The following is an 11,439-nucleotide window of genomic DNA, read 5'->3' as shown; positions in this document are numbered from 1 at the left end:
GTGTGGGGGTGCTGTTCCGTCGTGACCGGCTGACGGGGCAGATCGCGGTGGGGCTGGTCGGCGTGCTCGGGATCGCCGCCGCCGTGTACGGGGTCGGCGTCGCGAGCGCCAAGTACCGCATCGCGGACGTCGGCGCCTGGCTGAGCGCGAAGAGCAAGGGCCTGGTCGTGCACGTCAACGGCCCGGCGGGCAAGGTGGACGGCAAGACCGGCGTGATCCCGCAGATGCGCGGCCACAACATCAAGGTCGTCCAGGACGGCGCCACCGTGCTGCTCGTCGACCTGGACACGGGCGTCGTCAGCCGGCTCGACCCGTCCCAGATGAACATCTCCGGCAGCCGCCCGCTCGGCAAGGGGATCCAGGTCCTCGCGGGGTCGGGCAAGGCGTACACGGTCGACTCCGTCAAGGGCGCCGTGCAGCAGATCGACCCGGTCGGGCTGGCCCCGGTCGGCGCGCCCGCCGCGCTGCCGCCGATCCTCGGGCAGGCCGGGATCGACGCGCAGGGCTCGCTGTGGGTGCCGGTGTCGCAGAAGGGCGAGGTGTCGGCGTTCAAGGACGGGCACCTCCAGCCGCCAGTCAAGGTCGGTGCCCCTGGTGACAGCCTGGCGCTGACCATCGCGGCGGGGGATCCCGTCGTCACCGACTCCACCGCCGCGACCGCCACCGTCGTCAAGCCGTCCGGGGCGCACCTCACGGTGAGCCTGCCGACGACCGTGCGGCACGCCGGGCGCGGCGGCGTGCTCGCGCCCGCGCACACCGAGGGCAAGACCGTCCCGCTGCTGGTGCCCGGGACCGGGTCGCTGGTGACGGTCGACACCGGCACCGGGCGGTACACCAGCGCGCGCCTCGCGATGCCGAAGCACCGGTACCGGCCGCCGCAGATACTCGGCGCGAAGGTCTACATCCCGGACGAGACGGCCGGGGCGCTGATCGTGTACGACGCCGCCGCCAACCGGTTCCAGCGCCCGATCCCGGTGACGGGACGGCCCGCCGCGCTGGACGTCTTCGTCCGCGACGGGCTGCTCTGGGCGAACGACCCGTCCGGTCCGCACGCCGTCGTCATCGACCGGCAGGGCGCGCACCGGGGCATCGACAAGTACAAGGACCGGGTCGCGGGCGGCCCCAGGCGCCGGCCGATCCCGCTGCCCGGCGACGGGGACGCCCCGCCGCCCCAGCGGCCGCCGTCCGCGCCACAGCCGCCGCGCCCGGGGGAGCCGCCGACACCGCCGTCGAACGTGTCGGTCACGCCCGGCTCGGGGACGATGCGCGTCGACTTCCAGCCCTCGCAGGGCGAGGGGATCACCGGGTACCTGCTGAAGGACCTCCCGGCCGGGCTGTCGGCCTCCCCGGCGGCGATCACGTCGGGCCCGTACACGTTCACGGTGACGGGCGGCGCCTGCGACCGCGAGTACCGGTTCCGCGTCGCCGTCCGGTACAAGGACGCCCGCGGCCGGACGCGCGAAGGGGTCTCGGCGCCCAGCGATCCCGTCCGGCCGTGCGTGACGCCGGGCGCGCCGACCGGTCTCACGGCGCGGGCCACCGCGGGCGGGGCGAGCCTCTCGTGGACGGCACCGGCCGGCGCGGCCCCGGCCGCCTACAAGCTCACCTGGGACGGCCCCGTCCCCGGCAGCCGGACGGTCTCGGCCACGTCCGCGACCCTCGGCGAGGTCTGGACGAACGGCTCCTACACCTTCGAGGTCGCCGCCGTGAACGGCGCCGGCACGGGACCGGGCGCGACCCGGTCGGCGAACCTGACCGGCCCGACCGCGCGGTACCCGGTGGAGCGCAACGGGAAGTCCACGGGCTACATCAGGAGCATCGCGGACGCCGAGGGCGGCACGGTCGTGACCACCATGTACGACAACAACGGCGAGAACGTCACCGTGAACTGCCAGGAGCGGGGCAAGTACTACGAGCGGAACGCCGAGCTCACCGGCGACATGTACACCAAGATCACCTATAACGGGAAGACCGGCTACGTCATCGGCTACCTGGTGAACACGCCGGGCGACTGGAAGGACTTCGCCGGGCTTCCCGTGTGGCGGTGCCGCTAGGCCCGCTTCTTCGCCTTGCCGACGCACGCGGGGGAGGACCAGGCCACGTCCGGCTCCCTGCCGTCGTTGAGCCGCAGCACCGCGCCGACCTTGAAGCAGTAGGCGGTCCTCGGCCGCAGGCCCGGCACGGTCGCCGACCGGGAGCCGGCCTTCACCGTCACGATCGGGCTGGTGCCCGCGGGCTGCTGCTGGATGAGCAGCGGCAGGTCCCGCGCCGCCGGGGGCAACGTCCAGAGGAGCGCGGCCGTCCGCCCGACGGGCCGTGCGACCAGCTTGCGGGGGCGGGCCGCCGCGAGCTGCGCGGGCGTGATCGGTTCCGGCGGGATGCCCGACGCGTTCCCCTGCGGGGCCGCCGAGGACGGCTCCGGTGAGCCCGCGGCCGGGTTCCGCTCCTCGGTGCCGCCGCCGGTCAGGGCGAGCGCGCCGATGCCGAGGGCCAGCCCGCCGACGAGCGCCACGCCCGCCGCCACGATGAGGCCGCGGCGCGGGCCGTCGCCGGGCGCGTCCCCGGTGAGCTGCCGCGGGTTCGCGTGGGGCGTGGTGTGCGGTGTCGTGTTGGCGCTGCTCGACCACGGGTCGGCGGGCGGCTGCGTCGCGGGGACGTGCTGCGGGAGGAGCGCGCCCGGCGCGTGCGGCGGCGGCGCGTCGGGATGCCACGGCGACGGCGGCGCGGGCGCGGGCGGTTCCGGGCGCCGCGGCGCGACGGCCGGGGTGGACGGCCCGACCGCGGTCGGTGCCCACTCGGGGACGAGCGGCGGCCCCGACACGTCCGGGAACGACAGCCGCGGCGCCTGCGGCGAACCGGCCGGGGCCGTGCCCGAGGACGGCGAGCCGGTGCCCGTGCCGCCGCCGTCCGGGCGGGGGACCGGCAGCACCGATCCGCTGCTGTGCGCGACGTCGGTGACCGGCAGCCCCAGCTCCGCCTGCACCCGCTGGAGCGCCTGGGCGAACTCGACGGCGGTCGCGAACCGCTGCTCGGGCGTCTTCGCCATGGCGCGGGCGATGACGTCGGTGACCTGCGGCGGGACGTCCGGCCGCGGGATCGGCGGCGGCGCGTCGTTCAGTATCCGCAGCATCAGCGGCGCGATGCCCTCGCCGGGCGGGCCCTTGAACGCGGGCCGGTCGGCGAGGAGCTGGTACAGGGTCGAGCCGAGCGAGTAGATGTCGGCGCCGACGCCGGGCGGCCGCCCCTCCAGCACCTCCGGCGCGGCGTGGTGCGGTGTGAACGCCTGGGTGTGGGTGGCGTCGAAGGTGTCGACCAGCCGCGCGATGCCGAAGTCGGCGAGCGCCGGCTCCCCGTACCGGGACAGCAGCACGTTCTGCGGCTTGACGTCGCGGTGCAGGACGTCGGTCTCGTGGGTGGCGGCGAGCGCGCCCGCCATCTTCACCCCGATGCGCAGCACGTCCGCGACCGGCAGGGGCCCCTCGCGGGCGAGCCGGTCGGTGAGCGCGCCGTGCTCGAAGTACTCCATCGCGATGTAGGGGCGCCCGGAGCGGGTGGTGCCGGTGTCCAGGACGGTCACGATGTTCGGGTGGCCGGACAGCCGGCCGGTGATCTTGCTCTCCCGCTGGAAGCGCCGCATCGCCGCGTCGTCGACGGACCCGATCGACAGGACCTTCAGCGCGACCATCCGGTCGAGGTGCTCCTGGTGCGCGCGGTACACGACGCTGAAGCCGCCCTCGCCGACCTGCTCCAGCACCCGGTAGCCCGGAACGTCCTCGGTCATGGGTGGGGGATCATGGATCGGGAAGTCCTTGTCGTTTGCTCGTCCTCGGGCGCGGCGGGGGCGCGATCCTTCGATGTCCTGCGGCCCGGGGAGGTTCCCCGGAGGTCAACAGCGTAGTACGGGGACGAAACGGGCGAGGTGTCTCTCGCGCGAACGGTCCGGTCGGCCCGCCCTCCCGCGCCGCGTCCCCGCGCCGCGCCCGCGAAGAAATCGAATGCCATTTCAATGGGCCGATTAATCGTTCTCCCAATTCCGCTTCATGCGCGTTCTCGTGCGGCTTAACCTCTAGCTTCGCTACGAAGGAACGGCCCAGAAGGAGTGGTCTGCCGTGACGGAAGACGTGCTTGCGGATCCGCGAACGGAAACACCGGCCACGAAATCGGCCTATGGCGACCTTGTCCGGATGGCGTATTTCGTCCTTCCGGGGACGGGAAAGCGCGTCTACCGGCTGGCGATCGCGCGGCGGATCGTGGACGGCACCGCGCGCGGCGCCCGGGACCGCTCGCCCGCCGGGCTGGCCCGCCGCCGCACCCGGGTGCTGCGCCGCGCGCTGCGCCCGTCACGGCGGCTCCGGATCGGCCTCGGGCCGTGGCTGCGCGCGCTGCCCGCGCAGCTGCCCGATCCCGCGCTCACCGCGATGCTGGCCAGGCTCGACCCGCACGTCCGGGTCGCCTACGTCCTGCGCCACATGCAGGGCCTGCCCCCGTACGCCGTCCGGGACCAGCTGGTCGAGCTGGGCGTCCGCGACCCGTGGGCGATGATCCGGGCCGCGGACGAGGTGCCGCCGCCGTCCGCCCGGCGGTCCGGGCGGTTCGAGTCCGCGCTGCGTCCCGTCCGGACCCGCTCCACGGCGCCGCTCGCCGTCGCCGCCGTCCTCACGGCCGCGCTCGTCGCCGCGCTGGTGCTGACGGACGGCGATGAGCGCGACGACGAGCCCGCGGCCCGGGAGCCGCGCCTCGTCGCCGCCGCGCCGGACGCCTGGACGCGCGGCCGCACCCTCGACGCCTGGCCGCCGCGCGGCGACCTCGTCCGCGACCGCGCGTTCACCCGGCGCGCCGCCGCCGCATGGGAGGCCGCGCCCGGCGAACGCGCGGCCCGCCGCCCCGGCGCCGCCCCGCAGCTCCTCTACGCGGGCCGCGACGGCGGCGCGCCCCTCGCCGTGCTGCGGCTCGGCGACCGGATCGCCCTGTACACGCCCGGCGGCGGCCTCGACGTCGCGGCCGCCGGGACCGACCCGTCCGCCCCGATCGCGCTCGGCGGCGGCCGCTACCTCCTCGCCCCCTGGGACGCGTCCCCCGAGACCCTCGCGGGGGAGCGGCTCGCGGTGTCGTCCGGCGTGACCGCCCCGGCCCGCGCGGGCACCGATTGCGGCCGCGGCCCGCTGTTCCATCTCGGCGGGAGGACGGTCGGCGACCTCGGCGGCCCGCGCGCCACCGTCCTCGCCTACCACTCGCCCGACTACCGCCCGGGTCGCACGGAGCGGCCCGCCCGGCTCGGCCCAGAAGGCCGGAAGGTCTGGAACCGGCTGGCCTGCCAGACCGACCCGGGGCCGGTCTCCGAGGCGATGGCGTGGAACTTCTGGTCGGGGACGATCCCGCACGGCGGGAAGCACGCCGACTGGGTGTGCACCCGCCTCACCCGGATCGATGGCAGGACCACCGCGAGCGCCACGCTGCTCGGCGCGAAGGACCGGGCCACGGGAGCGTGCGACGCGCGCCGTCCGGTCAGCGGGACCTGGTGGAAGTCGCCGTCCGGCCGCTGGTACTACCTGGCCGCCGCCGCGCGCGGGCTCGTCCCGCATGCCGAAGGCGTCGACCGGTCGACCACCAGGCACCGGCTCCTCGTCGCGCCCGCCGCGCGGACCTCCCCGGTCACCGTCACCGCCCGCTGAGACCCGCCCGCCGAAACCGGCCCCGGGTCAGGACGCACTTACCCGGATCGGGCACACTGGGAGCCCGAACGAGATTCAGGGAGTCGCTGATGGGCAACGGGCCCCTCTCCGGAGTGCGGGTGATCGAGCTGGCCGGGATCGGGCCCGGGCCGTTCGCCGCGATGCTGCTGGCCGACCTCGGCGCCGACGTCATCCGGGTGGACCGCGCGTCCGCCGTCCGGGACGGCGAGACCAGCGGCGGCACCGACTTCACCAACCGCGGCAAGCGCTCCATCGCGATCGACCTCAAGAGCGAGCGCGGCCGGGAGGTCGTGCTCCGCCTGGTCGAGAAGTCCGACGCCCTCCTCGAAGGGTTCCGGCCCGGCGTCACCGAGCGGCTCGGCATCGGCCCGGACGACTGCCTCGCCCGCAACCCCCGGCTCGTCTACGGCCGGATGACCGGCTGGGGCCAGGAGGGGCCGCTCGCGCCGACCGCCGGGCACGACGTCGCCTACATCGCCATCACCGGCGCGCTGCACGCCATCGGCCGCGCGGACGGCCCGCCGCAGGTCCCGCTGAACCTGCTCGGCGACTTCGCGGGCGGCAGCATGTACCTCGTCGTCGGGATCCTGTCCGCGCTGCTGGAGTCGAGGACGAGCGGGCGCGGCCAGGTCGTGGACGCCGCCATCGTGGACGGCGCCGCGCACCTGTCCACGTTCATCCACGGCTTCCTCGCCGGCGGCCTCTGGGAGGACCGGCGCGGTGTCAACATGCTCGACACCGGCGCGCCCTGGTACGACGTGTACGAGACGTCCGACGGCGGCCACATGGCCGTCGGCGCCATCGAGCCGCAGTTCTACGCCGAGTTCCTGCGCCTCGCCGGTCTCGATGGGGAAGACCTGCCCGGCCAGCACGACCGCGCGGGCTGGCCCGTCCTGCGCGAGCGGTTCGCCGCCGTGTTCCGGACGAAGACCCGCGACGAGTGGACGGACATCTTCGTCCCGAGCGACGCGTGCGTGGCCCCGGTCCTGTCGATGACCGAGGCCGCCGAGCACCCGTGGAACACGGCCCGCGACGTGTTCCCGGCGCTGGGGGGCCGGCGCCAGCCCGCACCGGCCCCGCGCTTCTCCCGGACCCGGGCCGGGACCGACGGCGTCCCGGTCCTGCCCGGGGGCCAGACCCGGGCCGTCCTGGAAGACCTCGGCTTCGACGACACCGAGACCCTGCTGAAGGAGGGTGCCGTCGCCCAGGCCTGAAGCGTCAGCCTGTGGCGTCCGCCACGGCTGCCGACCAGAGGGCGAGCCCGTCGTCGATCTGCTCCTCGGTGACGATCAGCGGCGGGATCATCCGGACGACGTTGCCGTACGCGCCGCAGGTCAGCAGCAGCAGCCCGCGATCGGCGGCGGCCTTGTGCGCCCGCTGCGCCGTGTCGGCGTCGGGCTCGCCGTCCGGGGTGGTGAACTCGCTGGCCTGCATCAGCCCGAGCCCGCGCACGTCCCCGATGGACGGATGGTCGGCGGCGACCTTGCGCAGGCCGTCGCTCAGCCGGGCGCCCTGCCGGGCCGCGTTGCCGACGAGGTCCTCGTCCTGGACGACCCGCAGCGTGGCGAGCGCGGCGGCGCAGGAGACCGCGTTGCCGCCGTAGGTGCCGCCCTGCGAGCCGGGCCGCGCCTTCTCCATCAGCGCGGTGGGCGCGGCGATCGCCGACAGCGGGAACCCGCTGGCCAGGCCCTTGGCGGTGATCAGGACGTCGGGACGCGCGGCCGAGTGCTCGTGGCCCCAGAACTCGCCGGTCCGGCCGAAGCCGGTCTGCACCTCGTCCACGATCAGCAGGATGCCGTGCCGGTCGGCGCGCTCGCGCAGGCCCTCCAGGAACGCGGGCGGCGCGGGGATGTAGCCGCCCTCGCCGAGCACGGGTTCCACGACGAAGGCGGCGGTGTCGGAGGCGGGGGACGCGGTGACGAGCAGGTAGTCGAGCTCGCGCAGCGCGAACCGGGTCGCCTCCTCTTCGGACCACCCGTACCGGAACGCCTGCGGGAACGGCGCGATGGCGGCGCCGGGCATCAGCGGGCCGATCCCGGCGCGGAACTTCGTGCCCGCCGTGGTCAGTGCGGCGGCGCCCATCGTCCGGCCGTGGAACGAGCCGTGGAAGACGACGATGTTCTGCCGTCCGGTGGCGTGCCGGGCCAGCCGGACGGCCGCCTCGACGGCCTCGCTGCCGCTGTTGAGGTAGAAGAGCGAGTCGAGGCCCTCGGGCAGGACCTCGCCGAGCGCCTCGGTGAGCCGCAGCAGCGGCTCGTGCATGACCGTCGTGTACTGCCCGTGGATCAGCGTCCCGACCTGCTTCTGCGCCGCCTCGACCACGCGCGGGTGGCAGTGGCCGGTGTTGGTCACGCCGATGCCCGCGGTGAAGTCGAGATGCCGGCGGCCCTCGGTGTCGTAGAGGTAGACGCCCTCGCCGCGCTCGGCCAGGACGGGGGTGGCCTGCTTCAGCAGGGGAGACAGCTGTGCCATGCGGCGTCCTCCGGTCCCTCCGGTAGATTGTCGACAATCTGCAATGTAGGTGGCCTCCGGCCACGATGTAAAGCGCCGTCCCGAAGGCGTGTCTACGACACGCGGAGCCGGTCGATCGAGTCGGTCATGTGCTCCTCGATGAGGGTCAGCAGCCGCTCCTCCTCGCCGTCGCCGATCGCGTCGACCAGCCGCCGGTGCTCCTCGACCAGCTCGGACGGCTCCGGATAGGTGTCCTGCAGCGCGTTCAGGCACATCCGGGTCTCCACCAGCAGGGTGTGCGCCATCCGCTCCAGCCGGTGGCTGCCCGAGGAACTGACGAGCACCTCGTGGAACGCCTGGTCGGCGTCGCTCATCGCGACCCGGTCGCGCTGGCTCGCGGCCTCGACCAGGGCGTCCAGCGCGTCGGTGAGCCGGGCCACCGCCTCCCCTCGGTTCCGCTCCATGATCAGCTGGCACGCCTCGCGCTCGATCGCGAGCCGGGCGAGGTAGACGTCCTCCACGTCGCCCTCGTCCAGGGTGATCACGAACAGCCCGCGGTGCGGCTCGCTGACCAGCAGGCCCTCCTGGACGAGCCGCTGCATCGCCTCGCGCAGCGGGCCCCGGCTGATGCCGAGCCGGCCCGCCAGCTCGGCCTCGCCGAGCTGCGCGCCGGGTTCCAGCGACCCGTACATGATCGCCGAGCGCAGCTCGTCCGAGACGAGCTCGACGGTCGATTTGCGGGGGACAGGTTCCAGCTCACCCAATCGGCCCATGCCACGGGCCCCTTTCGTCGTCTGTCAGGTACGCCGTCCCTGCCCGGAGACCGGCTCGGCGGCTCCGGCGGGGACGCTGGAGTCGGGGGCGGGGACGGCGAACAGCCGGCCCAGCCCGGTGCGCGTCGGGATCCCCCCGGGCCCGGCGGCGAGCCGCAGCCCCTCCCACACGCTCACCTGGTTGGCGGTCAGCACCGGCTTGCCGATCCGCGCCTCGAGCTCGTCGAGCCAGGACACGGTGTGCAGCGCGGTGTCGGGCACCAGCACCGCCTCGGCGTCCGGATGGTCGTTGGCGGCCACGAACGCGAGCACCTCCTCGCGGCCGAGCGTGCCGACCTCGGCGGCGGTGATGATGCCCCGGCAGGACAGCGCCACGACCTCGATGCCCGCGTGGCCGAGGAACACGACGAACCGCTCGGCGACGTCGGACGGGTAGGTCGCGGCGACCGCGACCCTGGTCACGCCGAGCGCGCGCGCCGCGTTCACGAACGCGAACGAGGTGCTGGACGCCGGTACGCCCGCCGCCTCCGCGACGCCCTGGACCTGCCGCTCGGCGCCGTCCCAGCCGAACACGAAGCTCCCGCTGGTGCAGGCCCACACGGCGGCCTTGACGTCGAGGCCGCGCAGCGCGCGGGCGCCGTCGCCGAGGACGTCGTCGCCGCCGATGTCCAGCAGCGCGTCCACGCGGTGGGCGTCCTCGCGCATCAGCGTGTGGACGACCGGCAGGCGCACCTCGCCGATGAGGCGCTCGATGGCCGGGTAGTCGTCCTCGGCGCTGTAGCCGGGGTACAGGAAACCCGCGCTCAACACGTTCTGGTGCATGGAATCAGCAATCCTAACGCTCGGGGCGGTCAGGCCGCCGTGGACGGCGCCAGCTGCACCAGCGACTGCCCGGGACCGGCCGCGGAGCGGCCCATCGCGCGCAGCGCCGTGCACATCGTGACCTGGTTGGCGGTGAGGACCGGCTTGCCGATCATCTGTTCCAGCGGGGCGATGATGTCGTAGGTCGGCACGTTCGTGCAGCTGATGTAGACCGCCTCGGCCTCCGGGCCGTCGACCGTCGACACCGCCGACACGATCTCGCCGTAGCCGACCTTCCAGATGTGGCTGAGCAGCCCCATCCCGACCGACGACACGACCTCGACGCCGTACTCGTTCAGGAACGACACGAGCCGCTCGGTGACCGCGTCGATGTAGGGGGTGACGACCGCGATCCGCTTGACGTTGAGCAGCGCCAGCGACTCCACCAGCGCGCCGGACGTCGTCGTCGAGACCGGCGCCCCGGCCGACAGCATCGACTGGTTCAGCTGGATCTCGCCCGCCTTGCCGCGGATGAAGCTGCCCGAGGCGCACGCGTAGGCGACGGCGAGCGGCTCGGGCGCCAGCACGTCCCGCGTGGCCTGCCGGACGATCGACTGATCCGACAGCGCGGAGGCCATCTCGACCGTCACCGGCACCGGTACGTACGGCAGCCGGGTCATGTAGAGCGACACGTCGTCGGGCGTCCAGCGCCACAGCTCGCGGTCAAGGGCGAAGTCGAACGGCGCGACCACGCCGATGCCGTGCTGGGCGAGCAGCTCGGGGCCGACGACCAGCGTGGGGTCGAATGTCATCTGCGCGGCCACCGCTCTAAGACTCTGCACGGCTGTAGAGCAGGCGTTCACCGGCTCCTCCGGACCGCCACACGTCGTTGCACGCCTCGGCCATCCGGTCGAGGCCGTCGACGATCGTCGCGTACACGTTGCCGGGGACCCAGCCCACGTCCCCGTTCAGCAGGAGGTTGTTGCGCCCGTAGAAGATCGCCAGGTCGATGACGCCGGGCAGCGCGTGGATGCCCTTCTCCTCCTTGAACCGCCGGTCGAGCATGCCGCCGGCGAACGAGAAGTAGACGACGTCGCCCGGGATGGGGGTGACCGTGGGGTTCTCCAAGCCGACCTCTTCCTCGGCGAACCGCTCGATCATCGTGTACACCTCGTTGCGGGCGTACTTGGCGTGGTAGGCGTCGCCGCCGAGGGGCAGGGCCCGCCACACCGCCTCGCAGGTCCGCGGCGCGTCCTTCTCCAGCAGTTCCGCGACGCACGAGACGCCGCGGCGCTCCAGTGTGATGGTCATGAGCTTGGGCATGCTGGACCTCCCCGTGCACAGGGGTGGGCGAAGGCGTCGCCACCCGAAAGGACTCTCCGTGTTTGGCTCCCTGGGGAGCTGTTAGAGCGCTCTGGGATCCGTCCTGGCCTTGCATGGGCAGCGGTTGCGACGGTCTTGCAGCACACGTCTCAGTGCGGTGACCTGGGCCGCGGTACACCGTGCTGATTGTTGACAATCCTACGAACGCTTCCTAGCGTGTCAATGCCTCCCCGAGATGCCTTCCTGTAAAACTCCGCACACAGCCTGGAAGTGGCGCCGATGGAGCATGTTCCGCCCGCACCCGGCGGGCCGCCCGACGTGGTGGTGCTGACGGGCGACGTGATGCCGCCCGGCATGGCCGAGGCGGAGCGCCTCGCGCGCGTCCGGTACGTGCGCGA

The 11,439-nt window shown here is 73.8% G+C and carries 9 protein-coding genes; 3 read left to right on the top strand and 6 right to left on the bottom strand.

Annotated elements, in window-relative coordinates; translation table 11 throughout:
* On the top strand, nucleotides 1-2,054 hold a 2,054-nt coding region (locus tag E1264_RS32700; protein WP_207936526.1), incomplete at its 5' end, for a fibronectin type III domain-containing protein.
* On the opposite strand, the gene E1264_RS32695 is transcribed toward E1264_RS32700, so the two are convergent.
* A complete protein-coding gene (locus E1264_RS32695; RefSeq protein ID WP_132179667.1) occupies nucleotides 2,051-3,781 on the bottom strand; it encodes a serine/threonine-protein kinase in 1,731 nt (576 codons plus the stop codon). The genes E1264_RS32700 and E1264_RS32695 overlap by 4 nt on opposite strands.
* A 403-nt stretch (nucleotides 3,782-4,184) precedes the next feature.
* On the opposite strand from E1264_RS32695, the gene E1264_RS32690 reads away from it, so the two are divergent.
* Nucleotides 4,185-5,672, top strand: coding sequence for a hypothetical protein (locus tag E1264_RS32690; protein ID WP_132179665.1), 1,488 nt, complete (start codon nucleotides 4,185-4,187; stop codon nucleotides 5,670-5,672).
* Nucleotides 5,673-5,761: 89 nt separating this feature from the next.
* Nucleotides 5,762-6,907 carry a CaiB/BaiF CoA-transferase family protein gene (locus E1264_RS32685; RefSeq protein WP_132179663.1) on the top strand — a complete coding sequence of 382 codons (1,146 nt, stop codon included), beginning with the start codon at nucleotides 5,762-5,764 and terminating at the stop codon, nucleotides 6,905-6,907.
* 4 nt (nucleotides 6,908-6,911) lie between these two features.
* On the opposite strand, the gene E1264_RS32680 is transcribed toward E1264_RS32685, so the two are convergent.
* The 5 genes from E1264_RS32680 to E1264_RS32660 all read right to left on the bottom strand — a co-directional run bounded on the left by E1264_RS32680 (nucleotide 6,912) and on the right by E1264_RS32660 (nucleotide 11,029).
* A complete protein-coding gene (locus E1264_RS32680; protein ID WP_132179661.1) occupies nucleotides 6,912-8,165 on the bottom strand; it encodes an aminotransferase class III-fold pyridoxal phosphate-dependent enzyme in 1,254 nt (417 codons plus the stop codon).
* A gap of 92 nt (nucleotides 8,166-8,257) precedes the next feature.
* The gene (locus tag E1264_RS32675) at nucleotides 8,258-8,917 is read right to left on the bottom strand and encodes a GntR family transcriptional regulator (RefSeq protein WP_132179659.1); all 660 of its coding nucleotides are present in this window, start codon (nucleotides 8,915-8,917) and stop codon (nucleotides 8,258-8,260) included.
* 24 nt (nucleotides 8,918-8,941) lie between these two features.
* Complete coding sequence (locus E1264_RS32670; RefSeq protein ID WP_132179671.1) at nucleotides 8,942-9,727, bottom strand: maleate cis-trans isomerase; 786 nt, start codon at nucleotides 9,725-9,727, stop codon at nucleotides 8,942-8,944.
* 41 nt (nucleotides 9,728-9,768) lie between these two features.
* Nucleotides 9,769-10,530: an Asp/Glu racemase gene (locus E1264_RS32665; protein WP_165964494.1), complete on the bottom strand. Its 762-nt coding sequence runs from the start codon at nucleotides 10,528-10,530 to the stop codon at nucleotides 9,769-9,771.
* Between the two features lie 16 nt (nucleotides 10,531-10,546).
* Nucleotides 10,547-11,029, bottom strand: coding sequence for a DUF3830 family protein (locus tag E1264_RS32660; protein WP_207936528.1), 483 nt, complete (start codon nucleotides 11,027-11,029; stop codon nucleotides 10,547-10,549).
* Nucleotides 11,030-11,439: the final 410 nt, after the last annotated feature.

Source organism: Actinomadura sp. KC216, from assembly GCF_004348535.1.
In the GTDB taxonomy this organism is placed as follows: domain Bacteria; phylum Actinomycetota; class Actinomycetes; order Streptosporangiales; family Streptosporangiaceae; genus Spirillospora.
Note: the sequence above shows the minus strand (reverse complement) of the source record. Positions and strands in the feature narration are given on the sequence as shown.

Bases quoted from the DNA above. Each gene is read 5' to 3' on its own strand.
- E1264_RS32695 (WP_132179667.1), bottom strand. From the start codon at position 3,781: ATGACCGAGGACGTTCCGGGCTACCGGGTGCTGGAGCAGGTCGGCGAG.
- E1264_RS32690 (WP_132179665.1), top strand. From the start codon at position 4,185: ATGGCGTATTTCGTCCTTCCGGGGACGGGAAAGCGCGTCTACCGGCTG.
- E1264_RS32685 (WP_132179663.1), top strand. From the start codon at position 5,762: ATGGGCAACGGGCCCCTCTCCGGAGTGCGGGTGATCGAGCTGGCCGGG.
- E1264_RS32680 (WP_132179661.1), bottom strand. From the start codon at position 8,165: ATGGCACAGCTGTCTCCCCTGCTGAAGCAGGCCACCCCCGTCCTGGCC.
- E1264_RS32675 (WP_132179659.1), bottom strand. From the start codon at position 8,917: ATGGGCCGATTGGGTGAGCTGGAACCTGTCCCCCGCAAATCGACCGTC.
- E1264_RS32665 (WP_165964494.1), bottom strand. From the start codon at position 10,530: ATGACATTCGACCCCACGCTGGTCGTCGGCCCCGAGCTGCTCGCCCAG.
- E1264_RS32660 (WP_207936528.1), bottom strand. From the start codon at position 11,029: ATGACCATCACACTGGAGCGCCGCGGCGTCTCGTGCGTCGCGGAACTG.